Below are 24,414 nucleotides of genomic sequence, written 5' to 3'. Positions count from 1 at the left end.
GACATGGCAAAGGAACTGAGCAGCAAACGCATTCTGGTGACCGGCGGCGCGGGCTTTCTGGGCTCGCATCTGTGCGAGCGTCTGGTTTCCCAGGGGCACGACGTGCTGTGCGTCGACAACTTCTACACCGGTTCGAAGCGCAACGTCGCCCATCTGCTCGACAACGCGAACTTCGAAGTCATGCGCCACGACGTGACGTTTCCGCTCTACGTGGAAGTGGATGAAATCTACAACCTCGCTTGCCCGGCCTCGCCGATCCACTACCAGCACGACCCGGTGCAGACCACCAAGACCAGCGTGCATGGCGCGATCAACATGCTGGGACTCGCCAGGCGCCTGCACGCGAAGCTCCTGCAGGCTTCCACGAGCGAAGTCTATGGCGACGCGCGCCGGCATCCGCAGACCGAGGACTACTGGGGGCACGTGAATCCGGTTGGACCGCGCGCGTGCTACGACGAAGGCAAGCGTTGCGCCGAAACGCTGTGCATGGATTACCGCCGCCAGCACGGGCTCGACGTGCGCATCGCGAGAATCTTCAATACGTATGGGCCGCGAATGCATCCGCGCGATGGCCGCGTGATCTCGAACTTCGTGATGCAGGCGCTCGCGGGCGAGGCGCTGAGCGTCTACGGAACCGGATTGCAGACGCGCTGCTTCTGCTACGTGGAGGATCTCCTCGACGGGCTGATGCGATTGATGGAGCTCGAAACGGCGCCCGACGGCCCCGTCAACCTTGGCAATCCTGACGAAATTTCGATGATCGATACGGCGCGCCGCATCATCGCGCTCGCGCACTCGGACTCGAGCATCGCGTTCAAGCCCTTGCCGCTCGACGACCCTTGCCATCGCCGCCCGTCGATCGACAAGGCGCGTGCAGTGCTCGGCTGGCAGCCGCACACGCCGCTCGATGCGGGCCTGAACGCGACCATCGCGTATTTCCGCCGCTTCGCCGATAGCGCGGCCCCGCCCTGCGAGCGCGGGACAGCCGCTTCCGTTCCGGCTTCCGTTCCCGTTTCAGCACCAGTTTCAGCTGCCGTTTCAACGCCTGTTTCGCTCCGATGAACACGGCAAGCGATGCGACATCCACTGCCGCCCTGAATCGATACGGAGTCCCCATCGATGACGAGAACCACGCCGCCGTCACGCACGCAACGCGCCGATGAGGTCGATCCGCACCAGCAGCCGGCCTCGCTCGACGAGTGCCGGCGCTGCGGGCTCTGGCGCGACGCAACCCAGCCCGTGCCCGGCGCGGGCGGCAGTCCGGCCACCCTGATGCTCGTGGGCGAGCAGCCCGGCGACAAGGAAGACCAGGCCGGCCTGCCCTTCGTCGGTCCGGCGGGGCAATTGCTCGATGCCGTGCTGGAAGCGGCGAACATCGGCCGCGAGACGGTGTACGTGACCAATGCGGTCAAGCATTTCAAGTGGGAGCTGCGCGGCAAGCGCCGCTTGCACAAGACGCCCGCGCAGCGCGAAGTCGAGGCCTGCGCATACTGGCTCGAGCGCGAACTCGCGCGCGTCAGGCCAAAAGTGGTCGTCGCGCTCGGCGCCACCGCGTTGCGCGCGATTCTCCACGATCCGCACGCGCGCCTGAACACGCATATGGAGCACACGGCGCACGTCGGCGAGCTTGTCGTGCTGGCCACGTGGCACCCGTCGTACGTCCTGCGCGCGCCGACTCCCGACGCGAGGGAGCGCGCGCGCGAACAAATGGTGCAAGCGCTGCGCCGGGCCCGCGCGCTCCTCGGCCGCGGCTAGCGCAGCAGCGCCTTCGACGCGGGCAGCCGATGTACGCAGCAGGCGCGCCGCTTGCGAATCGTCGAAAGGAGGACTTATGCATCGACGAGACATCGTAGTCGTTGGCGGCTCCCGAGGCGCGTTCAGCGTGCTGAAGCAGCTCGCTGCAACCTTGCCCGCGGATCTGCCGGCCACCTTGTGCATCGTGCTGCATGTCGGCCGGCACGATAGCATCCTGCCCAATCTGATGTCGCGCTGGGGGCCGCTGCCTGCGAGCCACCCCGCGAGCGGCGAGAACCTCGCGAGCGGCAGGATCTACGTCGCGCCGCCGGACCGCCACCTGCTGCTCTCGTCACAAGGCCGGCTGCAGCTGGACGACGGCGCTGCCGAAAACTTCTCACGCCCCGCCGCCGACCCGCTGTTCCGCTCAGCAGCGGTCAACTTCGGCGCGCGCGTGGTGGGCGTCGTTCTCAGCGGCGATCTCGACGATGGCGCAGCCGGGCTCGCGACCATTCGCGCTCACGGCGGCTACGGCATCGTGCAGGAACCGGACGACTGCGAAGCGGCTTCAATGCCGCGCGCGGCCCTCGCGGCAGCAGGCGCCGACGCCGTCGTCAGCGCTGCACAGATCGCACGGCAGATCGTCGCCGCGATCGGCGGCGCCCCTCGCACGGAGCCATTTCCCATGGCCACACAAACGCTCGACCTCGAGGCACGCCTCACTCAGCGTACCCTCGTGATGCCCGAAGACCTCGACCAGATTGGCGAGCGCAGTCCGCTCACGTGCCCGGACTGCGGCGGCGTGCTATGGCGCATTCGCGATGACCACCCCTTACGCTACCGCTGCCATACCGGGCACGCATTCAGTGCGCTATCGCTCGCCGAAGGCCGCGAAAAAGCCCAGGAAAATGCTGTCTGGGCCGCCATCCGGTCGATCAACGAACGCATCGTCTTTGCGCGTGAACGGCAACTGTGGGCGCAGCGTGTCGGCGACCGGAAGCAAATGGACATCGAGCAGGCGCGCATTGAAGAAGACACCAAGCTGGCGCAAACGCTGGGCGACATATTGAAAAACGCCGCCCATTGACCAAAGAGTTCCCGCGAACTGGCCACCGCCGTTCGGCACGCGTCCCGCAAAAAACGCGGAACGCGCGATGCGGCATTTGGGTACCCCGCATTCATAACCAGGAGGCCCGCATGCCACGCACCATACAACTTCCGAAGCAAGACATGGCAGAGCGCATTCCTGCGCAGACGCCCGAGGAACGCGCGTCCGACCCCGTGGCCGACGCCAGCCGCAGAATCCGCAGCGTGGAGGTGGCCGGCACCGCCGCGAGCGGCACGACCGTCGATGCCGATGGCAAGACGCTCGAAGCACGACGCAACGTACAGGGTCGCAGGGACAACATCATTACCTCCAACGCGACACTGGAAAATCACGTGGCAGTTCAGGCAGACGGGCTAGGTGGTTTCGATAGCCGCACCGTGGGCCCCGTGCCGCGTATCGGCACCTTGCCTGGCTATCGCGTCGAGATACGCGGCCATGTGCATGTTCCCGACCCCAACGGCGGGCATACCGATGTCATCGTGAGCCTGGAGCCGCAAAGCCCGCAAAACCCGCAAAGCGCGATTCACGCGCGCAAAAACCATGGAGGATCGCAATGAAGATCGAATTCACGAATCGCCGTCATGCCGTATCGGCTTCGCGGGTTGCATTCGAGGCGGTAGTGGACGGCCGCGCCGTATGGTGCAGCGTGTCGCTCGATGCGCTCAACGACCGCTTCGGCAACTCGGACGTTTCGGCGCATGCGCTGGTGAGCGCCTTCGACGCCAATCGTCCGAGGATCGAGCGAGCGACACGTGAGGTGCTCGAGAAAAACCACGCTCAGTCGGTGGAGCTGGAGACGCGCGATTTCAAGTAGCCGCGAAGCGAACGCTTTCGTCATACCAGGGCAGAGCCAAACTGCTTTTTCACCCTGGCCATGTCCGGCAAACGATGTTCGAAATCTGATCGTTACGGACAACGCCTGTCGTGATGCCGGCTTCTATACTGCACTCGTCTTGCTGCACTCTTCTTGCTGCAATCGTCTGCTGTTGCAGAGGTCTATCGTCGGAGCGTTCCCATGTTCAATGCAATGCGCCGGGGTAACCTCGGGCCGCTGCCATGTCCCTCGTGTGGGACCCCTTTCGATGAGTCCACGGATTGCTGCCCCGTGTGTGGCGCGGGCCCGCTCGGCGCGAGCTTGCGCGAAGCCGCCGCGTATCGTTCGGCAACGCCCTATTATGCGTTTACATGTGCGTTGGCGTTTGCGCTGCTGTTCACCGCCTTGGGGCTTTCGCTTCGCCATCGACACGAACGGGCTCAGGAAATTGCGGCAGCACCGCTAGCCACGGAGCCGCGCGTGTTTACCGTTGCGGCGCCCGGCACATCGAACGGCACGGAATACGCCATGCCCGCTTCGGTACTGCACGACCGTCCCGTAACAGAATCATTCGATGCCGCCCATGCGGGCGGCATCGAGCATTCCGCCGGCTCGCGAGCAGAGCTCACCGTGACGCGCAAAGCTCAAACAGGCTCGCACCTGCGCCTCGTCGACAGTCTTCGCCACGGGCATCTCAATCTCGCGAGGAACAACCTTTGGGCGGCGCGCAAGAACATCGCTGCAGCGCTTGCCGTGCAGCCCGGCAATCCTGAAGCGCAGCAGATGCGGGCAGATCTCGTTTCGCGGGAACACGAGCGCGCCTATCTGCTCGCCTATGCCCGGCTATGCGCACGCGATGGACAGTGGGCTTGCGCGAGGGATAACGCGGCCTACGCGCTGGGCGTCGATGCATCGAGCCGTGCCGCACGTCGACTACTCTCGCGCGCGAACGCCGCGCAGCAGGCGGGTTTCATCAACACTGACGAGTCCGACGCAAGGGGCATCGTTCGATGAGCGGCCCGCCGCGCGAGCGTAAACGGTGGGGTGTCCGTAAAGATCGCTATACGGGCGTTTTGCAGCAGCGAATGCCAATGCATAATGCTCCTCCCTGATCACGATTCCTCGACGCCCGTATTGAATTCACGAACCCGGATTCCGCTACCGATCGTTCGTGATGTTTTTGCAGTGAGCTATTACCAGGATTGAAAAAAAACCAGTCCGAATATTGGAGACAGACATGCTCAGCCCCCACGAATTCGCTACCCTCATGCTAGTCAAGGATTCACCGGACCAGATCGATCTCGGCCGTGAGGATCTGAACGCCTTGCTCGAACGCCAACTCGTCGCAATGGAGCAACTGGCCTCGGGCATCCATCGGCTTTGGCTGACCAACGACGGAGACTCGCTGCTTCAGTCCATGCGACCAGAACACTGAGCGCTCTCCCGCACACGTTTTCACGTTCCTGCCCCCCGCATGCCTTCCCCGAAAGGAGTCTCATCATGCAAGTCCAGGAGTTGGTTTCCAACATGCAGCAATCCCGCGTCGCAATGTTCATCGAACTCGGCAACGCGTTCGCCGACGGCATCGACAAGCTAGTACACCTGAACATGCAGACGACCCGCTCGCTGCTCTGCGCCACGCACGACTTCTCTCAGCAGGCGATGTCCACCAAGGAGCCGTCCGAATGGATGACGCTGCAGGACACTTTCGCCGCCCCTGCTGCGCGGCAGGTGCAGGACTATAACCGCCAGTGGCTCGATATTGCGGCCGCAACGCAAGGCATCTATGCGCGCTGCGCGCAGGCACAACTGGAGGAATACGGCGAGCGGACGCGAACATGGCTGCAATACTTCGCGCAAAGCGCTCCGCAGGGCTCAGGGCCCATCGTGGCAGCGCTCGATTCGGCCATCACCGCCGTCAACGGGCTCTACGGGTCGCTGCAGCAAACCGGACAGCAGGCGCTCGAGGCCGCACGCACTAACGTCGACATGGCCACAACCGCAGCGGCGAAGTCGGCCAGGCGCACAGCAGAGCTGACGGACCAGGCAACGAAGCGTTGACAACCTGCCGGCGGCCTTGATCCGGTTCTAGCCGCTTGTCCGCCGGCGATTTCCATCCTGTTGCCACGGCGTGGTCCAGAAGGCAGTCAGCCCGCCGGACACGCATGCCATGAAATGCGGTTCCGGTGAGGCTAGATCGTTCCCGTCAGCACTAGCACCAGCACAACGACGAGTACGATTCCCAACGTGCCGGATGGCGCATAGCCCCACGAGCGGCTGTAAGGCCATGCAGGAAACGCGCCGACCAGCAACAGAATGACGAGTACCAGAAGCAAGGTGCTGAGCATAATGCCTCCGCGATCTATCGAATGATGACACCCCAATGCAAGCAACTCGGGTGCCCAATAATCGGGGACGCGTCGCACGCCTTGCTGCATGGCACCGCTTCGTTCTCGCGGATCGTCATCCTTACCGCATAGCGCCGCATTATCGGGAACGGCGCTGACGCGCACCAACGGCAAGCGCAGCCAAAGCAAGCACGGCGGCGAAGGCCGCGAACGCCACATTGGCCCACAGGGGCCCGATGCGGCGGGCGAACAACGAAATGCAGACGACCGGCAACGCGTTGCCGCTGTAGCAGCACAACAACCATGCGGCCAGCAGCCCCGCGCGCTGGCTCGCGGGCGCGATCAGATTGGCTTGCTGCAGGCTGCCGCGAAAGCCAAGCGCCGTGGCTACGCCACACAGCACGGTCGCGGCGACCAGCAGCGCGAGCGATGCGGCCGCCTGCGCCCACAGCAGCATGGCGAGGCTCGGCAGCAGCAGCCACAAACCGGCGGACATGGCGACATGCGCGGCGAATCGCGGCGCCAGCACGACGGTCAGCGCACCTGCGGCGAAGAGCTCGGCGACCACCAGCCCGCTCCACGCCGGGCTGCCCAGATGCAGGTCGCGCGCGAGCAGATTGGGCAGCAGCGCGGCGTAGAAGCCGAGCAGCGCGAAGGTGGCGAACGCGGTCACGGCCGGCGCGACGAACGCCCCCCACAATGCTCGCGGCACGGCGATCCGTGGCTTGAGCGCAGCCGGCGAAGCCCCTTGCAACGCGCACTCATGCTTGCGCTGCACGGTTTCGCACGCGTGCGCCACCCAGACCCCCATGCCGGCGAGCGCGAGCAGGTAGACCACGAACACCGTGTGAAGCGGCCAGGGAGCAAAGCGCGCGAGCAATCCCGATATCAGCACGCCTGCCGCAAGGCCCGCCAGATTGACCGCTGCGGCAAGCCGGCTCGCGCCGGCCTTGTCGGCGGAAGGATGCAGCTCGGCGATCCATGCCGTCGCGGTGGCCGCGCCCACGCCAATGCCGAGACCGCTTGCTGCGCGCGCAACGAACAGCAGCACCGGATCCACGGCGCACAGGAACAGCACCGTGCTGAGCCCCGCCATCGCAAGCACGGCCAGGCTCACGCGACGGCGCCCGACCTGGTCGGACACGCCGCCGAAGAACAGCAACGCGCCCAGGTTGCCGATCACGTAGGTCGCGTAGATGAGCGTGGCGGTCAGGTCGGCGAGACCGAACGCGCGCTGATAAAGCGGATAGAGCGGCGTGACGAGCGTGCTCCCCGCGTAGAGCACGCCCAGCAGCGCGGCCGCCACAACAAGCGAGGCGCGACGCTCCAGCGTCGCCCGATAGTGCAGGCGCATCAGCATCGGCCTCTCCCAGAATGCCCCGCCGTGCTGTCGCGCAAGGACTGTTCCGCTGCAACGCTCCGGTCGTACCGTTCATGCACGGGCTTCATCAGGTATGCCAGGAAAAACAGGCGTCGCGACGCAGTTCGTCGAGCCTTCCGCGAGCCGCTTCAAGCATTACGCGTAATCGCTACAAACCGCGCCCGATGCGAAATGCGGGTCCCGTTCGTTCAGGGGACCCGACCGGGAGCCCTTGCGAGGGCCGCGCGCACGTCACGACCGCAGCCTTCCATTGCGCCGCGCACCCCACAGAGCCATGCCGAAAAGACCGAGCAGGCCGAGCGCCACGCCGCCCTTGAAAGCCTGCGCGTGCCGCTCGGTAAAAAGCGGCGCGCCCGCGCTGCGCGCTTCGTCGTCGAAGCGGCCGTGCGCGCTGAAGTCGCCCGGCACCGGCGCGTATAGATTATCGGGCGCATCGCTCGCGCGCGGCTCGTCGGTCAGTTGCCCGCGATAGCCTGCGCTCGCCAGATAGCGGTCGACCAGGCCGGGCGCCAGCAGATCCGCCGCAATCGCGCGCGCCGTGGACCAGCCGAGCCACAGCGTGCGCCGCCGGTGCTCGGCCGCAAAGCGGATCGCGCGCGCCGCGATTTCGGGCTGATAGACCGGCGCAACAGGCCGCGCGCGCTTGCCCGTGCGATTGGCCGCCCAGTCGAATTGCGGCGTGTTGATGGCGGGCAGATCGACGAGCGAGAGATGCACATCGAGGCCGTCGTGCAGGATTTCGGAGCGCAGGGAGTCGGTGAAGCCGCGCACCGCGAACTTCGCGCCGCAGTAGGGGGCCTGCAGCGGCACCGAGCGCGACGCGAGCGCGGACCCCACGTTGACGATCGCGCCGCCACGGTGCCTGCGCATGCGCGAGAGCGCCGCCATGGTCCCGTAGACCTGGCCGAGATACGTGACCTGGGTGGCCCGCTCCACGTCGCGCGCGCTCAGCGCCGAGACCGGCGCAAATACCGTTGCCATCGCAACATTCACCCAGACGCCGATCGCGCCAAGCTCGTTTTCCACGCGCGACGCCGCGGCCTCGACCGCCTGTGCATCGGCCACATCGGTCGGGATTGCGAGCACTCGCACACCGTAGCCGCGCAATTGCGCGGCGGCGCGCGCGAGGCGGTCGGGTTCACGCGAGAGCATCGCCACGTCGTAGCCCGCACGCGCGAATTCGTCGGCGACGGCGCGGCCCACGCCGGCGCCGGCTCCCGTGACCACAACAATCCTGTTTTGCGTTCGCGTCGTCATGACATGGCACTCCTGCAGTGGGATGCAGGGTTTTCGCAATGCTCATGCCATGTCCGATCCGCCGCGCGCTTCCCGCGGCATCCCGTGCAAAACGGCTTGCAGCAAAGGCCATTCCCCGGCGACCGGGGGGACGCCATCACGCCGTCATGCGGCCTGCGATTCGACGCAGGCCGCAAGACGATTCAGCGCCGGAGTCAGCCGCGGAGTCAGCCCCGCCGCAAGCGGGCCACGACCGCCAGCAGATCGTCGAGCAGCACGGGCTTTTTCAGGTGGGCGTTGAAGCCGGCATGCTCGGCCTGGCGGATTTCCTCCTCGTGGCCATAGCCGCTCAGCGCAATGCAGATCACCGATTTCATTGCCGGCTCCCGGCGCAGCTTTTCGATGAACTCGACGCCATCCATGCCCGGCATGCCGAGGTCGGACAGCACGACATCGGGCGCGCGCCCATCGAGCATCTCCAGCGCCTGCGCGCCGCTGGTGGCCGTTTGCACCGTCGCGCCCTCGCCTTCGAGCAGAAGCCTGAACGTTTCGACGGTGGTCGGATCGTCGTCCACCATCAGGATGCGCAGCCCGTGCAGCGATTCGGCGGCCACGTCGCTGTCGGCCTGCGCCTGCTCCATGCCCCGATGCGTGGGCAGCGTCACCGTAAAGGTCGTGCCGCGTCCGACGCCTTCCGACTCCGCACGCACCGCGCCGCCGTGCAGCGTCACGAGATCCCTCACCAGCGCGAGCCCAATGCCGAGGCCCGCGCGGCGCATGGTCGACTCGCGGCTTTGCTGATACATCTCGAAGATGTGCGGCAACAGCGCGGGCTCGATCCCGCTGCCCGTATCGGCTACCTTCAACACGGCTTCCGCATGCTCGTTGACCTGCAGCGAAACGTTCACGGCGCCGCGCTTCGTAAACTTCAGCGCGTTGCTGATCAGGTTCCAGACGATCTGCTCCACGCGCGTGAGGTCGGCGTGAACGATCACGGGCGCCTCGCTCATCGTGACGTTGAGCGCAATGCTGCGCTCCTGCGCTTCCTCGCGCACGGCGTTGCACACACGCTGCACGATCTCGCGCATGTCCACGGCCGTGCGCACCACCGAGAGCTTGCCGGTGCGCACGCGCGAGATGTCGAGCAAGTCGTCGATGATCTGCGCCTGGCCGATCACGGTGCGCCGGATCGTATCGGTGGCGCGCGAGAGATTGAGGTTGCGCCGCGTCTCGGGCGCGCGCGCGATCAGTTCCGCGCTGGCCGAAATCAGATTGAGCGGATGCTTGAGCTCGTGCGACACCACGGCGAGAAACTCGTCGCGGCGGCGCTGGGCATCGCGCTCGCCCGCCTCGCGCGCCGCTTCGATGCGTGCGCCGTGGGCCTTCGAGGTGGTCGAGCTGAATTCGCTCAGGTCGCGCGCGATCTTCGCGAAACCGCTGACGCCGGGCGCGTCCAGACGCGAAAGCACGCCGCTCGCAAAGAAGCGGCTGCCGTCCTTGCGCACGTGCCAGCGCTCCTCCTCGGTGCGGCCATTCAGGCGCGCCTCGGCGAATTCGCGCTGCGCGACGTTATTGGTGCGGTCCTCCTCGGTCGAGAGCAGATCGGCGGAGTGGCCGATCATCTCCGCCTCGGTGTAGCCGAAAATGCGCTCCGCGCCCGCGTTCCAGCTCGTGACGAGGCCATCGTCGTCGAACGTGATAATCGCGTAATCGCGCGTTCCCTCGGCCACGATGCGCATGCGCCGCTCGCCTTCGCGCAGCCGGTCCTCGGCCTGGCGGCGGTCCGTGATGTCGATGAACGAAAGCACCGCGCCGTCGATGCGGTCCTCGGTCGTGCGGTACGGCACGAAGCGCGCGAGATACCAGCGGCCGTCGTTGCTTTTCAGCTCCCGCTCGATGAGGCGCAGCGAGTCGAACGCCTCGGCTGCGTCGTCGGCGAGCTTGTCGTATTCGAGCCGATGCGTGATGTCGAGCAGCGAGCGTCCGATATCGGACGGAATGATGCTGAAAACATCGGTGGCGCGCGGCGTATAGCGCTTGATGCAGATATTGCGGTCTACGAAGATCGTGCCGATATCGTTGGCAGCGATCAGGTTCTGCAAGTCGTCGTTGATCTTGCCGGTTTCCTCGACCTTCGACTTGAGCTCCGCGTTAACGGTGGTCAGCTCCTCGTTGATCGATTGCAGCTCTTCCTTGCTGGTTTCGAGCTCCTCGGTGGCCGAGCGCAGTTCCTCGTTGATCGCCTGAAGCTCCTCGTTCGACGCCTTCAATTCCTCGGTCGAGGTTTCCGACTGCTCGATGGTCGATTGCAACTGCTCCTTGGTGCGCTGCAGCTCGCGCTCGAGCTGGCTGATGATCGGGTCCTTCTGGGAGTCGCCCGGCGCGGATTCCGCCCCGCTCATGCTGTCTTCCACTTCGTCGAACAGCACGAGCACGAAGTCGGCGTTGGCTTCGGGATCGTGCACGGGACGCGTCGTCATGTTGACGATATACGAACGGCCGTCGCGCTCGATGCGCACGCGCCGCGCCTCCACGCTGCGGTTCGTGTGCAAGGCCTGGTAGATTGCCGTGCGCAGTTCCACGCGCAGCTCGGGACGCACCGCGGCGATGAGGTTGTGCGAGGGCTCGCCGCCGGAATACTGCAGGAAGCGCCCGGCGCGATCGGACAGATGCACGATTTCCGACTCGCGGCTCACCAGCACGCTGGGAGGCGCGTGCTGTTCGACGAGGCGCTGATGCAGATCGCCGAACGAGAAGCGCCGGCGGCCGGGCGGCTGCACCGTCATCACGACGGGCCGCGCATTGAGCGGCCCGGAAAGCGAGACCGGAACCGGCGTGTCGCCGCGCACCGCCATGTTCGCGCGGTAGATGCGGTTGCGCTTGTCCACGACGCTGAACATCGAGCTGACGCTATCTGCGGACTCGGAGCTGCCGAGAAAAAGAATGCCGCCCGGACGCAGAGCGAAATGAAACATCTTGAGAACCTCGACCTGCGCTTCGCGGTCGAGATAGATCAACAGGTTGCGGCAGCAGATCAGGTCGAGGCGCGAGAACGGCGGGTCGCTCAGCACGTTGTGATGCGCGAACAGCATGTGCTCGCGCAATTCCTTCTTGATGCGATAGTGCGTGCCGTCTTTCGAAAAGAACTGGCGCAACCGGCCAGGCGTGAGATCGTTCACGACGGCATCGGAATAGAGGCCGGTGCGCGCAAGGGTGATCGCCCGCTCGTCGATGTCGGTGGCGAAAATCTGGAACGAGGCGCCCTCGGGCACCTTGGCCGCGCGCTCCTGCAGCAGCATCGCCAGCGAATAGGCCTCTTCGCCGGTCGCGCAGCCGACCGACCACACCCGAATGCGGTCCTCCTCGCTGCGCCCTTCGAAGATCGACGGCAACACCTCGCGCTCGAGCACTTCGAACGCTTCCTTGTCGCGGAAGAAGTTCGTCACGCTGATCAGCATGTCCTGCAACAGCGCCTGGGTTTCTTCCGGATGCAGGTGGAGGAAGTCGCGGTACGACTGAAGGTCGGTGATGCCGTTCACCTGCATGCGGCGCTCGATCCGGCGCATGATGGTCGCGCGCTTGTAGTGCCGGAAATCGTGCGCCGTGCGCGTGCGCAGGATCACCATGATCTCGCGCAGCGCACGCTCGGCGGTTTCGTTGGGGAGATCCTCGCCGCGCTCGTCGGGTTCGAGATTCGGCAGTTGAATCTCTTTCGCGGTCAGCCACAGGTCCATCAGCCGTTGCGGCATCTCCGCCGCGGTGAGCACGAAATCCACCATGCCGGTGGCAATCGCGCTGCGCGGCATGCTGTCGTATTCCGCTTCGGCGGGGTCCTGCGCGAGCGTGATGCCGCCCATCTCCTTGATTCGCGCAAGGCCCGCCGCCCCGTCGGAGCCCGCGCCGGACAGCACGATGCCGATCGCGCGCTCGCGGTGCGCCTCCGCCAGCGTGCGGAAGAACACGTCGATGGCGGCCCTGCGCCCCTGGTCCGGCCTGGTCGGCTCGACCCGCAAATAATCGTCGACCATCGTGAGCTCGAACGACGGCGCAATCACGTAGACATGATCGGGCTCGATGGACGTGGGCTGGGTCACCGCCAGCACGGGCATGGCGGTCGCCCTCTGCAACAGCTCCGGCAGATCGCTGACATGGTCGCGCGCCAGGTGGACCACGACCACGAACACCATCGAGGAATGGGCAGGCAAGGCTTCGAAAAACTCCAGAAGCGCATTCAACCCGCCAGCCGATGCACCGATACCGACGACCGGATGCCTCGCCTGCCCAGGTAGATTGGGCCCGCGCTTTTTCGCCATAGCTGGCTCGTCCTTTGAAAGATAACGTGCCTGCCGCTGCACGGGCGCAGGCACCATAGCCCGCAATTATCCCCCAGCCATGGCCGATGAGAAAGCGAAAGTACTTCCGGTTGATTGCGGGTTGCGGGTTGCGGGTTGCGGGTTGCGGGTTGCGGGTTGATTGCGCCCGCGCGGCGCGCCCTGGGCGAGCCGCGGGCCCGCGGGCACATCACACCATGCGCGTCCCGCGCGTGAGCGCCACGAGCCGGTCCGCCAGCTGCGCGACCGGCAGGACGTAGTCCGCATAAGGCACCGCGCGCATGGGCATTTCGCAGGCGAACGCCTCGGCCGGGTCCTGAACGATCGTGACCCCGCCACAAGCATGGACGGCGGCCAGACCGGCCACGCCGTCCCTCAGCAAACCCGTCAGGATCACGCCGACCACCCGCCCGCCCATCTCCGCAGCCGCGCTCTCGAAAAGCGGGTCGATGGCGGGACGCGCGAAGTTGCGCTTGGGGCCTGCGTCGAGCCGCACATGCCCGTCTTTTACCAGCATGTGCCGGTCGGGCGGCGCCACATAGATTTTGCCGTGCACGAAGGTTTCGCCGTCGCTTGCATGCACGGCGCGCAACGGGCCGGCACCTTCGAGCAGCGAGGGCAAGATGCTTCCGTGCGCGCCCACGTGCTGCACGATCGCGATGGCGGCGCACAGGTCGGCTGGAAGCTGCGATACCAGAATGCGCAGAACGTCGACGCCGCCCGTCGACGCACCAATCGCTATGAAGTCACGGCAAGTCAAGTTCGCTCCATGAGGGCAAGCGTATTAGTGCGCATTTGCCGTGCCCGATGGAGATTTTTCTTCGTCTTTGCCTCGTGACGCTTTGCCCCTTCTTCTCCCTTCTTTGCGCCCCCTTTGCGCAGATCAGAAGTGCGCCAGCGCCGTATAGATCGCCACGAGACCAGCAAACATCACGACGGACGGCATCAGCCCGGAAATCATGCTCTGCCGCGTGCGGCAGACCGCATCCCACAGGCTCAAGGCACCGCCGCCAAGCCCGAGCACGCCCACGAGAAGACCGCCGAAGCGATACTGCGCCCACGCGCCCGGGGCCACGCAGAAGTACCAGGCCAGCGCGCCGAAGGCCGCCGCCAGCAGCACGATCGAGCCTGTCAACAATCGCAGATCGCTGTCCGGAAGGTTCATCGTCGTTCCCCAGCTTCCCGGCGGGCCCGGTCCGCGCGCCGCTCAATGGCGTATGCCGCCACGCGCGCAGCGCCTAATGGCCAGCAAACAGCGAATCCTCTGCATTGATCGGCCCGCGCTCCACGGCCTGCAAACGCCAGCAGCCCAGCATCTTCGTCTGCGCCGGGTCGGATGGCCACGTTGCCCGCCCCTGCGCGGCGCTGATCTCCTGCCTGCGCGTCACGTTGAGCCCCCGAATCTCGCACAGGGGCCGTTCACCCTCGGGAGCGCAGAGCGCCAGCTCGCCATCGATTTCCCGAATCTCGCCCCACGCCGGCAGCTTCACGCCTTCGTGCGATTCACGCGACCAGCGCTTTTGCTCCATGTCGAGCCATAGCACGGCAAAGTCGTGATTGATGGTCGGGTCCGAACCGTTGATCAGAATAGTCAGCCGCATGAACGACTCCTGCGAACGTATTGGGAAAGGAACGGAGAAAAGCCGGAAAAGTATGCAAAAAAAGCGCTCAAAAGGCGGATTGCCGCAAGCCCCTCGGGGCGATGCTGAGCCTGCAAAATGGTTCTTCGCGCCGCCCGCGGCAAAGCAATTCAGTATATGAGGACGCTTCGATCCACAGCATGTCCGTAACGGATGCATACCGGACGCCCTTCGGCGCCGGTTTCATCCGTTACTGCCCCGTCTGCTGGCGCTGGTATTCCGCCTGTTTCATCTGCATATACTGCGATCGATCGATTTCGTGAAGCTGCCGCGGATATTGCTCGCTGGCGCTGAACCAGCGGCTCAGGCGTTGCATCAGCCGCGCGCCGGATGCACCTGGCGGCTCGCCGAGCCAGGCGTCGATGGCCAGGTAGTAACGCATCGTGTTGCGCTCCACGAGCCCGCGCACTCCGTCGACGTACTCGGGTTGTGCCGCGGAGGGCGCCGCGAGGTTGGTGAAACCGACCTTGCCGCTGCCGAAAGTCGCCAGATAGCCTTTCATGGCAAGGCGCCCGAGTGTGCCGTAGCTGTATGCGTAGGTCAGGTGGAGGAAGGTGCGATCGCTGCCGAGCGAGACCGCTTCCAGGACGATCTGATAATCCCGGGTGTTCAAGGGTCCGCTGTCGGCGTGGAGTCCTACGCGGAAGTACCCCGGGCCCATGACGGCCGCGTCGTAGCCGAATTGCAGACGATAAGTGGAGGCCAGCTCTTCGGCGGCTTCCTTCTGGCTGACGTTGACGGTCAGCATGTTGCCGCTGCCATCGGCGCGGACGCGGCAGTATTTGATATTGGGATGCAGGATCAACACGTCGCACCAGTTCGCCGGGCTTTTCGCCGGATCGTTCAGGGCCTCGTCGACGGTCGCGAACGGGTAGTCCATTACGGCGTAGATTTCTCCGGTGACCGTGGAGGGCGATTCCCGGGAGTCGAGATACAGCCTGCGATGAAACGCGTTATGGTCGAGTTGGGGTTTCAGGCTCTGGTAGGTGGCGCGCAAGCGGGCAGCATCTTCGGTTGCCGGGGCCAACGGCCCTGCGCATGCGAGGCGGCATGCCGCGAGAACGATCGATGCGCATATCGTCCTCCATTCGCCATCGACAAATCCTCCATGGCGATTCGCTGCCTTGCCGGGCTTCACGTCGGTTGCCATTGCGGTTCCCCCGGTTGGTCAACGTCGCTTGATGTCTATCGGTTTGCGTGCCCGCTGCTCGAGATGACCTCGCGCGCAGTCGCCAGCTTCGGCTGAGAACGCCTCGCCCTCTTGAAAATGACACGCTTGCCCGCGTTCCTGCGCAGGTCCGAAATGGGCACGTTACGGACACGCAGCCAGTGTGTACTTTTTTCAGCGAAGGGACGACGATAAGTACTTCAACGCACCTATAAAAATAGCCTGCTTTGCATGACCGAGACAAACATGCCGAACCCGCCGCTGCTGCAGTTCACGGCGGGCTGACGCCAGGCGGCGCATCGGCATTCGCCTGAAAAAATAGTCGTTTGGGGAAAGCCATGCATTCGCACGATGAAACGATGCTCGAACTGGTGCACATCCGCACCATGGTGCTGCGTCTGGAGCAGCTCATTCAGCATGAGAATATCGGCCGGCACACAACGGCCGTGACATCGCCAGACTATTGGCGCGGCCGCGTGAATGCCATCGCTTGCGATGCGCCGCAATTGCAGCCGCAGACCGGCGCGCTGCTCGAACGGCTCGACGCGATCGATGCCGCGCTTGCGAACCGCTGCACAGGCAAGCATCAAGCGGGCTTGCAACCATAAAGGGTTCACAAAGACGCATCGGCTGCAAGGGCGGGAACGTCAGTATCGATAGCGGCGCAAGCAACGAATTCGTCCGTAACGCGTGATATACGAACATCGGCATGGACTGCCATTCGGCATTCCCTGGCCTATGCTTCAATAGGGTTTTTTCCGGCTGAAGACTCGCAGGAAGGGGACATCAACGTGATCATGCAAAGGCTTATGATCCGCGCCACTCAAGGCAGGCTCCAGGTGATTCCGGTCTGGCAATGCCTCTCCAGGCATGGCGCAAGAGTTTGCCGCTGGAGTGTGCGCGTCGAACGCAACACGGGTGTGGAATCGATGACTGTCGACATTGCCATTGCGGGGCCACAATGCACGGCCAATATCGTCGCAACGCTGGGCGAGGCGCCGTTGAACCTGTCGGTGACCCCGCTTCCTTCCGCGGTGGTCCCCGATCCCCGGGCTCTGGCTTGAAGCTGCGTTCGCAGCAACTGGTTCATTCCTGTTATCCGCCTCGTGATCCGCAGGCGCTAAACGACGATGAACGACAATGAACGACGCTCAGGAGACGAATGCCCGTGTCGCGGCATACCTTTGCGCGCGCCGGCGGCAACTGACACGGCACTGGCTGCGCGACGTGCGCAAACGGATCCGCCTCAAGCCGGTCAGCCATGAAGCGGTCACCGGCCTGATCGATCAGTTGCCGGCGCTGTTCGACGAGCTGTGCGCGATGCTGGAGCAAAGCGGATCCCCGCGGGCGAGCGCGCTGCGCGCGGCAAACGACGCCCGTCGGCATGCACAGGAACGCTGGCAACAGGGGTTTGCGCTCGATGAGCTGTACGCCGAGCTCGACGTGTTGCAGCGATGCGTTCAGGCGAGCGTCAGGAAGTATTTCCTCAGCGCCCCTTCGCGCCAGCATCAACCGGCCACGCACGCAACGATAGAAGCCTTTTTCAGCGACGCGATCCGCACGGGCATCGCACAGTTTCAGTCCCAGGCGGATCGCCGTGTCAACGAGGCAATCGGCGAGCGTGACCGCGCCCTGGCCGGGCAGCACCGCAGCGAGGAACGACTGCGCATCGCGGCTGAAGCCGCCGGCCTCGGCATCTTCGAATGGGACCCCGAGACGGATAGCGCCGTCTGGGAGAACGAGCGGATGTACGAGATCACCGGCCAGCCTCCGGAATGCGGGCCGCTCAGCGCCCGCCAGTTCACCGGGCTCCTTGCCAGACCGGAGGATTCGGCACGGCTGGACGAGGCGCTGGATGCGGCATTCGCCGGCCATCACGAGATGCACGCCACGTTTGAAATCCGCCGGCTGAAGACGCAGGAACGCCGCCATGTGGAAATCTGCGCCCGCTGCCTGCTCGATGCGACGGGTGCGCGGCAGGTCGTGGCCGGAACCCTGGCCGACGTCACCGAACGTGTGCAGGCGGAAGAAAATCTGAAGCAGGCGGACCGGCGCAAGGACGTGTTTCTCGCGACGCTGGCGCACGAGTTGCGCAATCCGCTCGCCCCCATCCTGAACGCGGCGAGCTTTCTCCGGCGCCGCGATATTTCGGCGCCGCAGCTGCGCTGGCTGCAGGGCGTCGTCGAGCGACAGGCAAAACACCTTGTCAGCCTGATCGACGATTTGCTCGATCTTTCGCGCATTTCGGCGGGAAAGATCCGCTTGCGCCGCGAAGTGTTCGACATCAGGACCGCCATCGAGCGCGCGATCGAAATCAACGCCCCCGCAGCGGCCCGCCACGGCCATCGGCTGGAGGTCGACGGCATTGCGCACGGCCACCCGGTGTTCGTGCGCGGCGATCCCACGCGCCTCACGCAGGTGCTGGCCAATCTGCTCGACAACGCCACGAAATACACGGCCGACGGCGGCCATATCCGGCTGAGCCTCGACGAGACGGACAAGGAAGTGCGCGTGTGCGTGGAGGACAACGGCATCGGGATGGAGCCGCACAGTATCGCTTCGATGTTCGAATTGTTCGAGCAGGCCGCCGAAGACAGCACGACGGGAAAATCCGGGCTGGGCATTGGCCTCTCGGTAGCCCGGTCGCTGGTGACGATGCATGGCGGCACCATCCACGCAACCAGCGAAGGCCGCGGCCAGGGCAGCCGCTTCGTGATCACGCTGCCGGTCTGCCACGCGCCCGCCCGCATCGCGGTGCCAGCGCCGCCTGCCGGCAACGGGTCCGCCGCGCGCCGCCTTCGCGTCCTGATCGTGGACGACAACGACGACGCATCGAGCTCCCTGGCCGCCGTGCTGGAACATCACGACGTGCATACCGCAAGCTGCGGCGAACAGGCCCTGGAGATGACGGACAGGCTCAGGCCGCAGGTCATCATCCTCGACCTCGGCCTGCCGGACGTGAGCGGTTACGAAGTGGCCGAGCGGATTTCAGGCCACAAGGCGGGCGTCGACGGAAACCTCCGCCCCGTGCTCGTGGCGCTGACGGGATACGGCCTCCCCGACGATGTCGAGCGCTCGCGGCAGGCGGGTTTCGATCATCACATCGTCAAACCGGCGCGTCCGGAGGAAATCGCCATGCTGCTGGAGGAGATTGGCAGGGCCGTGCCGCAGGCGGCGCCGGGACGGTAAGCATCCCCTTCCGCATGGGCACATCGCATGCGCGCGATGAGCCGTGACGGCGTGGCCTCGCGCCCTTCCGTCTCCCCGCCGCCGCACTGACCCAGAGGCCGATGATGATGGAAACCGCTCATTCTCCATACTCTCGGCACGCCCTGCGCATTCAAAGCGCCACCGCGTGGACCGCGCTCTTCGCCGTGCCGCTCATCTGGATGGTGCACCTCGTTGTGTGCCTGGGGCTTTTGTCGACGGCATGCGCAGGCGGCGTCACCCAGCGCGGCGAACTTCCGTGGGACGAAGTCGAGCACTTCATCGACTTCGTTTCCGCGGTGGCGTTCGCCGTGTGCCTGGCGCTCGCGATTGCCACGGGACGCGCCTGGCGGCGCCTCGCCTCGCAGGCGAACAGCAAGTCCCAGTCCGCGTGCTTTGTTGCGTGGTGCAGCGCGACCGCAGCCGTCGTCTTCACGGGCGCGCTGGCATTCACCGCCTGTGTGCTGATCGCCGCGCCTTTCGACCGTCTGTGCGCGCCGTTCCAATAAACGCCGTGCCCCCTGGTTCGACGGCGGCCATCAGACGCTGCTTTTCTCCGCTGTGTCGGGCGCCGCCGTTGACGCGCGGATGCGCATGATGGTTTGACGCGAGGTTCCCAAGCGACGCGCGATCTCGCTGATCGACGTGCCTTTGGCGAGCAAGTCCATGACCTCGTCCCGGTCTTGCGGCGAAAGCGAGCCTGGGCGGCCCGTGGAGCGTCCGCTCTCTTGCGCGAGCTTCAGGCTCGTGCTGCTGCGCTCGCTGCGGGTTCGCGCTTCCAGCCGAACGACCGCCTCGAGCATCTTGATCGCGTGAGATTCCGGATGGCCAGCCAGATCCAGCTTGCCGAACTCGATGCAGCGCACGGCAATCTTTTCCTTTTGGCATTTTTGCAGCGTCGCAAGCACGTCTCTGGCGCCGCTGCCGAGACACGCGAGGTCGAGCACGACCAGTTCGTCGCCGGGCGCCGCGCGCCGCAACAGGCCATTGAGCACCGTGCGCTGCTCCGTGCCGACGAACGGACCCACGTGCTCGACCGCTACGCGGCTGAGCGCGACGGCGTAGCCGGCCTTGTCGAGGCGGATCAGTTCCTGCTCGGGGAAATGGCGGTCGCTCGGGCCGTTGATGTAGAAGTAAGTTTGCGGCAATTGACTCTCCGATACGGCGCTCGCGGCAAGGCGCGGGCCCTGCCGCAAGCGCGCCTCGACCGCCAGCCGGTTGTCGAGCAGCACGGGCTTTTTCATGTGGACTGTCAGGCCGGTATTCTCGGCCTGCTCGATTTCCGCTTCGTGACTCGACATCCGGCGCATGCATGCGCATTGCGCATTTATCGTACCCGCCCCTCACCGTGCGCTGGAGGGGCGCCCGCGCGATCTTCTCAGTGCTCGTATTTGAACGACACGGACACCCGGGTCCGATATTCTACGACCTTGCCGTTGTCGATTTTGAGGTCAAGCTTACATACCTCGGCAATTCGCAAGTGACGCAGCGAATCGGCTGCGGCTTCCACCGCATTCTTTGCAGCCTCCTCCCACGAATTCGGACTCGTTCCGATGATTTCCGTAACTCTGTAGACGCTGGGATCCGTGCTGGTGGTCATGAACTTTCTCCGTGTTGAAATGGGCGACGGTCCAGGTAGCGCATCGCGTGTGCCTCGCGAAAGCGTCAGCTCGAGCCGCGCCGGCTTGCACGCGCTGCTGCACGGGCTCCAGGTCCCGCGGGAATGACCATTGCACGAGAAGGCCGGCTCATGCCGGCGAACCCGTGGAGGCCAAGGTGCAGCACAGATTCTTTAATCCCTTGATCAGCGTGGTGGTGCTCACCCGCAACCGGCGCGCGGAGGCCGTGCGCACGGTGACTGCCCTGCTGCGTCTGCCGGAGCGGCCCGAGGTCATCGTGGTCGACAACGGCTCGACCGACGGCACGCCGCAACTGCTCGCCCATGTCTGCCCCGGCTTGCGGGTGCTGCGCTGCGGAACCAATCTGGGCGCCGCCGGGCGCAATGTGGGCGCCGCGCAGGTGGGCACGCGCTACGTCGCCTTCAGCGACGACGACACCGAATGGCAGCCCGGCGCCCTCGCCGATGCGGTCGAGCTGCTCGAACGGCATCCGCGCATCGGCACGCTGTGCGCGCGCGTGGTGGTCGGCGCGGCGCGCACGCTCGACCCCACCTGCGAGCGCATGGCCGCGAGCCCGCTCGCGGCCGCCGACCATCCGCTGCGCCGTCTGACCGGATTCATGGCGGGCGCCGCGGTGTTTCGCACCGCCGTCTTTCGCGAACTGGGCGGCTATGAGCCGCAGCTTTTCATCGGCGGAGAAGAAGCGCTGCTCTCGCTCGACGTGCTGCAGGCCGGCTACGACATCGCCTACGCGCCTTCGCTCGAAGTGCATCACCGCCCTTCGCCGGTGCGCGACAGCGCATTGCGCCGGCGCGTGCTGGCGCGCAACGCCGCGCTCGTCGCGTGGCTGCGGCTGCCGCGCCGCGAGGCCATGGCCGCGACGTGGCGCGCGCTGGCGAGCGCCTGCAAGGAAGCCCGCCCGAGCGACGATCTGTGCGCGCTCGTGCGCGGCATTCGCTGGGCCGCGCGCCGGCGACGCCCCGTCGCCGCACGCGTGCTGCGCCTGCGCGAGGCCGTGTGCGACGCGGAGCGCAGGCACGCCGCGCGACGGCCGTCGCTGTTGTCGCTGTTGTCGCTTGCGTCGCGGCCGTCGCTTTCGTCGCGGTCGTCAGCGTCGTCATGCGATCTGGAGCAGAACTAGATGCGGGCCGCGACACGCCAGTAGCGCTCCGCCCGCGCCGCGTCGGGCGGATAGCGGCCGAACGCGCGCAACTGGCTCGCGTAAGCGAGGACGGCGCGCCGCTTGAGCGCCGCGATCCATCGTCCGGGCGACGCGCCCAGCGCGTGCGGCCGCCATGGGCTGGCGCACAGCCGCGCCGCTTCAATGCGCGCCAGCCCCTCGTCGAGCACGCCCGGGATGGCGCGATAGATGGCGTCCTCGTAAGCGATGCATTCGGCCATGCGCCGCGTGCGCAGCAGCAGCCGGCACGCCGCGCCCACGCATTCGTGATCGCTATGCCAGAGCCCGAGCGGGAACACGGGCAGATAGCGTCCGTGCAGGCCAATCTGCTCGAACGCTTCGGCCAACGCCGCGGCGAGCGCTTCGGGCCGCGCCGCCGCGCCGTACTGCGCGTCCGGAAATCTCAGCCACAGCGGCTTCGCGCCGCAATGAGCGAGCGCGCATTCGTCTTCGCGGCAGCGCACGCGCATGGCTTCGTGCGAATCGCGAAAGCCGCTTGCTTCGTCCCATGGCGTGCATCTCGCAATGGCCGGTTCGCCCGCGAACACGGTGCAGACTACCGAGCCGCCAAACCTCGCGAGCAGGCTGCCGCAGCCGAGCACTGCATCGTCGAGATGCGGCGAGACCACTAAGAGACGCGGCATGCCGCGCGGCGCGGGCAGCGTTCCATCGCGGGCACAGAGGGGCGGCGGGTGCGGCATGGGGGTCCTCAGCCAGCAAGGCAGTATGCCCGCTGCGTGCAAGCGCCAGGCCCATGCGCACGACACTCGACACTCGACACTCGACACTCGACACTCGACACTCGACACTCGACGCACCATGCACCAATGCGGCAGCGCCGGCGCGGCCCGCGTAGCCGGCGGCCGGCGCCGCCACATGCCGTTTCATGGCTTACGCGTAGCTTCTACAACCCCGCCGATGCGTCGCGCTCACCCCCGGCGATCGGGCTGCGAAGGCGAGGACACCGCGCGCAGCACCGACGAGCGGTCGCCCTCCGCCCAGGTTGCGAGGTCGCCAAGCGACACGATGCCGATCAGTTGCCGGTTGCGGTCGAGGACCGGCAAGCGCCGGATCTGGCGGCTGGCCATCTTCTGCTCGGCGACGCTCACGTCGTCGTCGCCGTAGCACCATTCGACGGTGTCGCTGAGCGCCTCCAGCACCGGCGACTCGGGTCCCGCACCCGCCGACACGCCGCGCACGACGATGTCGCGATCGGTCAGCATGCCTACGAGACGCGTGCCGTCGCATATCGGCAGCACACCCACGTTGAGGCGATCCATGATTTGCGCCGCTTCTTGCAGCGAGGCTTCGGGTGGTAGCACGTCGGCTTCACGTGTCATGACTTCTGCGATCGTGGTCATGATGGCTCCTTCTTCGGTTGGAGGTAATCGGCCTGCCCAAACGAAGCCGCATCGGCTATGCCGAAGCTTTCAGGAGCACTGTGCCGGCGCGAGCGTCTTGCCAAGGCAGCGAACGCCAGCCGCGCCGATGTATTCACCGAACGGCTCGATGGTTTCGTAGCCATGCCGCTGATAGAAAGCCACCGCACGACGATTCGCTGCGCGCGTTTCGAGGATGACGCGCCGGTAGCCCATCGAAGCGGCCACGTCTTCGAGAAACTGCAGTATCGCGGCGCCCGTGCCCGGACATTGCGGGCGCCGGTAAATGCGCTTGAATTCCGCGATCTCGAACGAATAGCGCCGCAAGGCGCCGCAGCCGATTGCATGGCCGTCGATCGTGCGCGCCACCGCAAAGGCGCTGCGCGAACGCTGCACGTCCTCGATACTGAATCGGGACTGCGCGCCATCCGCGCTATAGAGCGCGAGCATGGCGCTCAGCTCGTCGAGCATCGCGCGCGCGTCCAGCGTGCAAGGGTTTTCTTCGCGCACCACAGCAACAAGTGACAGGTCGCTCATACCCGGTGCCCTCCTTTTCATATCGTCAAACCATGGGCACGCAAGGATGGTGCCGCGCCCCTGCGCGCCCTTCCGGGCCCGCCGGTTGCGAAACCCCGGTTGTCATATCCGTTACGTCCGGCGGCCCGCCGATGCCTGGGCGGCCGCCGAGCGGATTCCTGCACCCTTGCGTCCATTTGAGGAGCACATCATGGTTTTGAATCCCGCTTCGAATCCCGACTCCCGGCAAACCGGCGCGCGCATCGTCGGCGAGGGCAACGAAACCGCGGCCGGCCCCGGCCCCTATGTCATGGCGGCGAATACCCTGGAGGGCGACCGCGTATTTAGTTCGGATAACCAGGAGATCGGCAAGATCAAGGAGATCATGCTGGAAGTCGCCAGCGGACGCGTCGCCTATGCCGTCATGTCGAGCGGCGGGTTCCTCGGCATCGGCGACAAGCTGCTCGCGCTGCCCTGGTCCGCGCTCACGCTCGATGCCACCAACAAGCGCTTCTTGCTGAACGTCAGCGCGGAACGGGTCAAGCTCGCGCCCGGTTTCGACAAGGATCATTGGCCCGCCATGGCCGATCTCGAGTGGAGCACGACCGTGCACGAGTACTACGGCACGCCCGGGTACTGGGAAAACGGCCTGCTCGCGAAGCGCGGCGAAGACGTGCCGCCCGAATCGCCGGGGTCGATCGGAGGGGACGGCCGCGAACTCTGACTTCGGCGGCCATCGCCGGACAGGCGACA

Annotated in this window: 27 protein-coding genes; 14 read left to right on the top strand and 13 right to left on the bottom strand. The window is 65.6% G+C overall.

Annotation, left to right across the window (positions count from 1 at the left end; all coding sequences use genetic code 11):
- The first annotated feature begins 3 nt into the window (after nucleotides 1-3).
- The 8 genes from PWP93_RS33455 (at nucleotide 4) to phaP (ending at nucleotide 5,717) form a co-directional block, all read left to right on the top strand.
- The gene (locus PWP93_RS33455; protein ID WP_421047852.1) at nucleotides 4-1,062 is read left to right on the top strand and encodes a UDP-glucuronic acid decarboxylase family protein; all 1,059 of its coding nucleotides are present in this window, start codon (nucleotides 4-6) and stop codon (nucleotides 1,060-1,062) included.
- 57 nt (nucleotides 1,063-1,119) lie between these two features.
- A complete protein-coding gene (locus PWP93_RS33450; RefSeq protein WP_421047851.1) occupies nucleotides 1,120-1,755 on the top strand; it encodes a UdgX family uracil-DNA binding protein in 636 nt (211 codons plus the stop codon).
- Nucleotides 1,756-1,831: 76 nt separating this feature from the next.
- Nucleotides 1,832-2,821 (top strand): chemotaxis protein CheB, encoded by a 990-nt coding sequence (locus tag PWP93_RS33445; RefSeq protein ID WP_421047850.1) that lies wholly within the window; start codon nucleotides 1,832-1,834, stop codon nucleotides 2,819-2,821.
- Nucleotides 2,822-2,931: 110 nt separating this feature from the next.
- The gene (locus PWP93_RS33440; RefSeq protein ID WP_421047849.1) at nucleotides 2,932-3,399 is read left to right on the top strand and encodes a DUF3005 domain-containing protein; all 468 of its coding nucleotides are present in this window, start codon (nucleotides 2,932-2,934) and stop codon (nucleotides 3,397-3,399) included.
- Complete coding sequence (locus PWP93_RS33435; RefSeq protein ID WP_421025747.1) at nucleotides 3,396-3,656, top strand: DUF1488 domain-containing protein; 261 nt, start codon at nucleotides 3,396-3,398, stop codon at nucleotides 3,654-3,656. The genes PWP93_RS33440 and PWP93_RS33435 overlap by 4 nt, the downstream gene beginning before the upstream one ends.
- Nucleotides 3,657-4,136: 480 nt before the next feature.
- The gene (locus PWP93_RS33430) at nucleotides 4,137-4,670 is read left to right on the top strand and encodes a hypothetical protein (protein WP_421047848.1); all 534 of its coding nucleotides are present in this window, start codon (nucleotides 4,137-4,139) and stop codon (nucleotides 4,668-4,670) included.
- A gap of 223 nt (nucleotides 4,671-4,893) precedes the next feature.
- Complete coding sequence (locus PWP93_RS33425) at nucleotides 4,894-5,091, top strand: hypothetical protein (RefSeq protein ID WP_421025749.1); 198 nt, start codon at nucleotides 4,894-4,896, stop codon at nucleotides 5,089-5,091.
- 92 nt (nucleotides 5,092-5,183) lie between these two features.
- Nucleotides 5,184-5,717: a TIGR01841 family phasin gene (phaP, locus tag PWP93_RS33420; RefSeq protein ID WP_421047847.1), complete on the top strand. Its 534-nt coding sequence runs from the start codon at nucleotides 5,184-5,186 to the stop codon at nucleotides 5,715-5,717.
- A gap of 131 nt (nucleotides 5,718-5,848) precedes the next feature.
- On the opposite strand, the gene PWP93_RS33415 is transcribed toward phaP, so the two are convergent.
- From PWP93_RS33415 to PWP93_RS33380, 8 genes are all read right to left on the bottom strand, one after another.
- Nucleotides 5,849-6,004, bottom strand: a complete 156-nt coding sequence (locus PWP93_RS33415; protein ID WP_421025751.1) for a DUF3309 family protein — start codon at nucleotides 6,002-6,004, stop codon at nucleotides 5,849-5,851.
- Nucleotides 6,005-6,143: 139 nt separating this feature from the next.
- A complete protein-coding gene (locus tag PWP93_RS33410; RefSeq protein ID WP_421047846.1) occupies nucleotides 6,144-7,364 on the bottom strand; it encodes an MFS transporter in 1,221 nt (406 codons plus the stop codon).
- A 252-nt stretch (nucleotides 7,365-7,616) separates the two neighbouring features.
- Nucleotides 7,617-8,642 (bottom strand): SDR family oxidoreductase, encoded by a 1,026-nt coding sequence (locus PWP93_RS33405; RefSeq protein ID WP_421047845.1) that lies wholly within the window; start codon nucleotides 8,640-8,642, stop codon nucleotides 7,617-7,619.
- A gap of 206 nt (nucleotides 8,643-8,848) precedes the next feature.
- Complete coding sequence (locus tag PWP93_RS33400) at nucleotides 8,849-12,934, bottom strand: CheR family methyltransferase (protein WP_421047844.1); 4,086 nt, start codon at nucleotides 12,932-12,934, stop codon at nucleotides 8,849-8,851.
- A 208-nt stretch (nucleotides 12,935-13,142) separates the two neighbouring features.
- A complete protein-coding gene (locus PWP93_RS33395) occupies nucleotides 13,143-13,712 on the bottom strand; it encodes a chemotaxis protein CheB (RefSeq protein ID WP_421047843.1) in 570 nt (189 codons plus the stop codon).
- 123 nt (nucleotides 13,713-13,835) lie between these two features.
- Nucleotides 13,836-14,117 carry a hypothetical protein gene (locus PWP93_RS33390; RefSeq protein ID WP_421047842.1) on the bottom strand — a complete coding sequence of 94 codons (282 nt, stop codon included), beginning with the start codon at nucleotides 14,115-14,117 and terminating at the stop codon, nucleotides 13,836-13,838.
- A gap of 73 nt (nucleotides 14,118-14,190) precedes the next feature.
- Entirely contained in the window at nucleotides 14,191-14,553 is a 363-nt protein-coding gene (locus PWP93_RS33385) for a DUF3564 family protein (protein WP_421047841.1), read from the bottom strand.
- A 229-nt stretch (nucleotides 14,554-14,782) separates the two neighbouring features.
- Nucleotides 14,783-15,742: a hypothetical protein gene (locus tag PWP93_RS33380; RefSeq protein ID WP_421047840.1), complete on the bottom strand. Its 960-nt coding sequence runs from the start codon at nucleotides 15,740-15,742 to the stop codon at nucleotides 14,783-14,785.
- A gap of 356 nt (nucleotides 15,743-16,098) precedes the next feature.
- Between PWP93_RS33380 and PWP93_RS33375 the strand changes: the two genes are divergently transcribed.
- The 4 genes from PWP93_RS33375 (at nucleotide 16,099) to PWP93_RS33360 (ending at nucleotide 19,476) form a co-directional block, all read left to right on the top strand.
- Nucleotides 16,099-16,368, top strand: a complete 270-nt coding sequence (locus tag PWP93_RS33375) for a hypothetical protein (RefSeq protein ID WP_421047839.1) — start codon at nucleotides 16,099-16,101, stop codon at nucleotides 16,366-16,368.
- A 201-nt stretch (nucleotides 16,369-16,569) separates the two neighbouring features.
- Nucleotides 16,570-16,824 carry a hypothetical protein gene (locus PWP93_RS33370; RefSeq protein ID WP_421047838.1) on the top strand — a complete coding sequence of 85 codons (255 nt, stop codon included), beginning with the start codon at nucleotides 16,570-16,572 and terminating at the stop codon, nucleotides 16,822-16,824.
- A gap of 76 nt (nucleotides 16,825-16,900) precedes the next feature.
- A complete protein-coding gene (locus tag PWP93_RS33365) occupies nucleotides 16,901-18,949 on the top strand; it encodes an ATP-binding protein (protein WP_421047837.1) in 2,049 nt (682 codons plus the stop codon).
- A gap of 101 nt (nucleotides 18,950-19,050) precedes the next feature.
- Nucleotides 19,051-19,476 carry a hypothetical protein gene (locus PWP93_RS33360; protein WP_421047836.1) on the top strand — a complete coding sequence of 142 codons (426 nt, stop codon included), beginning with the start codon at nucleotides 19,051-19,053 and terminating at the stop codon, nucleotides 19,474-19,476.
- A 30-nt stretch (nucleotides 19,477-19,506) separates the two neighbouring features.
- On the opposite strand, the gene PWP93_RS33355 is transcribed toward PWP93_RS33360, so the two are convergent.
- Nucleotides 19,507-20,268 carry a helix-turn-helix domain-containing protein gene (locus PWP93_RS33355; RefSeq protein ID WP_421047835.1) on the bottom strand — a complete coding sequence of 254 codons (762 nt, stop codon included), beginning with the start codon at nucleotides 20,266-20,268 and terminating at the stop codon, nucleotides 19,507-19,509.
- A 77-nt stretch (nucleotides 20,269-20,345) separates the two neighbouring features.
- Complete coding sequence (locus PWP93_RS33350) at nucleotides 20,346-20,567, bottom strand: dodecin family protein (protein WP_421025763.1); 222 nt, start codon at nucleotides 20,565-20,567, stop codon at nucleotides 20,346-20,348.
- A gap of 176 nt (nucleotides 20,568-20,743) precedes the next feature.
- Between PWP93_RS33350 and PWP93_RS33345 the strand changes: the two genes are divergently transcribed.
- Nucleotides 20,744-21,727 carry a glycosyltransferase family 2 protein gene (locus PWP93_RS33345; RefSeq protein ID WP_421047834.1) on the top strand — a complete coding sequence of 328 codons (984 nt, stop codon included), beginning with the start codon at nucleotides 20,744-20,746 and terminating at the stop codon, nucleotides 21,725-21,727.
- On the opposite strand, the gene PWP93_RS33340 is transcribed toward PWP93_RS33345, so the two are convergent.
- From PWP93_RS33340 to PWP93_RS33330, 3 genes are all read right to left on the bottom strand, one after another.
- On the bottom strand, nucleotides 21,724-22,410 hold the full coding sequence (locus PWP93_RS33340; protein ID WP_421047833.1) for a PIG-L family deacetylase: 687 nt from the start codon (nucleotides 22,408-22,410) through the stop codon (nucleotides 21,724-21,726). The genes PWP93_RS33345 and PWP93_RS33340 overlap by 4 nt on opposite strands.
- Nucleotides 22,411-22,695: 285 nt before the next feature.
- A complete protein-coding gene (locus PWP93_RS33335) occupies nucleotides 22,696-23,127 on the bottom strand; it encodes a CBS domain-containing protein (RefSeq protein ID WP_421047832.1) in 432 nt (143 codons plus the stop codon).
- A 69-nt stretch (nucleotides 23,128-23,196) separates the two neighbouring features.
- Nucleotides 23,197-23,682, bottom strand: a complete 486-nt coding sequence (locus PWP93_RS33330) for a GNAT family N-acetyltransferase (RefSeq protein WP_421047831.1) — start codon at nucleotides 23,680-23,682, stop codon at nucleotides 23,197-23,199.
- A gap of 190 nt (nucleotides 23,683-23,872) precedes the next feature.
- Here PWP93_RS33330 and PWP93_RS33325 point away from each other — a divergent pair, with 190 nt between their 5' ends.
- A complete protein-coding gene (locus tag PWP93_RS33325) occupies nucleotides 23,873-24,385 on the top strand; it encodes a PRC-barrel domain-containing protein (RefSeq protein ID WP_421047830.1) in 513 nt (170 codons plus the stop codon).
- Nucleotides 24,386-24,414 lie beyond the last annotated feature (29 nt).

This window comes from Paraburkholderia sp. A1RI-2L (assembly GCF_048957375.1).
Lineage (GTDB): Bacteria > Pseudomonadota > Gammaproteobacteria > Burkholderiales > Burkholderiaceae > Paraburkholderia.
The sequence above is the reverse complement of the archived record's forward strand: the minus strand, read 5'-3'. Positions and strand labels throughout refer to the sequence as shown.

Bases quoted from the DNA above. Each gene is read 5' to 3' on its own strand.
- PWP93_RS33455 (WP_421047852.1), top strand. From the start codon at position 4: ATGGCAAAGGAACTGAGCAGCAAACGCATTCTGGTGACCGGCGGCGCG.
- PWP93_RS33450 (WP_421047851.1), top strand. From the start codon at position 1,120: ATGACGAGAACCACGCCGCCGTCACGCACGCAACGCGCCGATGAGGTC.
- PWP93_RS33445 (WP_421047850.1), top strand. From the start codon at position 1,832: ATGCATCGACGAGACATCGTAGTCGTTGGCGGCTCCCGAGGCGCGTTC.
- PWP93_RS33440 (WP_421047849.1), top strand. From the start codon at position 2,932: ATGCCACGCACCATACAACTTCCGAAGCAAGACATGGCAGAGCGCATT.
- PWP93_RS33435 (WP_421025747.1), top strand. From the start codon at position 3,396: ATGAAGATCGAATTCACGAATCGCCGTCATGCCGTATCGGCTTCGCGG.
- PWP93_RS33425 (WP_421025749.1), top strand. From the start codon at position 4,894: ATGCTCAGCCCCCACGAATTCGCTACCCTCATGCTAGTCAAGGATTCA.
- phaP (WP_421047847.1), top strand. From the start codon at position 5,184: ATGCAGCAATCCCGCGTCGCAATGTTCATCGAACTCGGCAACGCGTTC.
- PWP93_RS33415 (WP_421025751.1), bottom strand. From the start codon at position 6,004: ATGCTCAGCACCTTGCTTCTGGTACTCGTCATTCTGTTGCTGGTCGGC.
- PWP93_RS33410 (WP_421047846.1), bottom strand. From the start codon at position 7,364: ATGCTGATGCGCCTGCACTATCGGGCGACGCTGGAGCGTCGCGCCTCG.
- PWP93_RS33405 (WP_421047845.1), bottom strand. From the start codon at position 8,642: ATGACGACGCGAACGCAAAACAGGATTGTTGTGGTCACGGGAGCCGGC.
- PWP93_RS33400 (WP_421047844.1), bottom strand. From the start codon at position 12,934: ATGGCGAAAAAGCGCGGGCCCAATCTACCTGGGCAGGCGAGGCATCCG.
- PWP93_RS33390 (WP_421047842.1), bottom strand. From the start codon at position 14,117: ATGAACCTTCCGGACAGCGATCTGCGATTGTTGACAGGCTCGATCGTG.
- PWP93_RS33385 (WP_421047841.1), bottom strand. From the start codon at position 14,553: ATGCGGCTGACTATTCTGATCAACGGTTCGGACCCGACCATCAATCAC.
- PWP93_RS33380 (WP_421047840.1), bottom strand. From the start codon at position 15,742: ATGGCAACCGACGTGAAGCCCGGCAAGGCAGCGAATCGCCATGGAGGA.
- PWP93_RS33375 (WP_421047839.1), top strand. From the start codon at position 16,099: ATGCATTCGCACGATGAAACGATGCTCGAACTGGTGCACATCCGCACC.
- PWP93_RS33370 (WP_421047838.1), top strand. From the start codon at position 16,570: ATGATCCGCGCCACTCAAGGCAGGCTCCAGGTGATTCCGGTCTGGCAA.
- PWP93_RS33365 (WP_421047837.1), top strand. From the start codon at position 16,901: ATGAACGACGCTCAGGAGACGAATGCCCGTGTCGCGGCATACCTTTGC.
- PWP93_RS33360 (WP_421047836.1), top strand. From the start codon at position 19,051: ATGATGATGGAAACCGCTCATTCTCCATACTCTCGGCACGCCCTGCGC.
- PWP93_RS33355 (WP_421047835.1), bottom strand. From the start codon at position 20,268: ATGTCGAGTCACGAAGCGGAAATCGAGCAGGCCGAGAATACCGGCCTG.
- PWP93_RS33350 (WP_421025763.1), bottom strand. From the start codon at position 20,567: ATGACCACCAGCACGGATCCCAGCGTCTACAGAGTTACGGAAATCATC.
- PWP93_RS33340 (WP_421047833.1), bottom strand. From the start codon at position 22,410: ATGCCGCGTCTCTTAGTGGTCTCGCCGCATCTCGACGATGCAGTGCTC.
- PWP93_RS33335 (WP_421047832.1), bottom strand. From the start codon at position 23,127: ATGACCACGATCGCAGAAGTCATGACACGTGAAGCCGACGTGCTACCA.
- PWP93_RS33330 (WP_421047831.1), bottom strand. From the start codon at position 23,682: ATGAGCGACCTGTCACTTGTTGCTGTGGTGCGCGAAGAAAACCCTTGC.
- PWP93_RS33325 (WP_421047830.1), top strand. From the start codon at position 23,873: ATGGTTTTGAATCCCGCTTCGAATCCCGACTCCCGGCAAACCGGCGCG.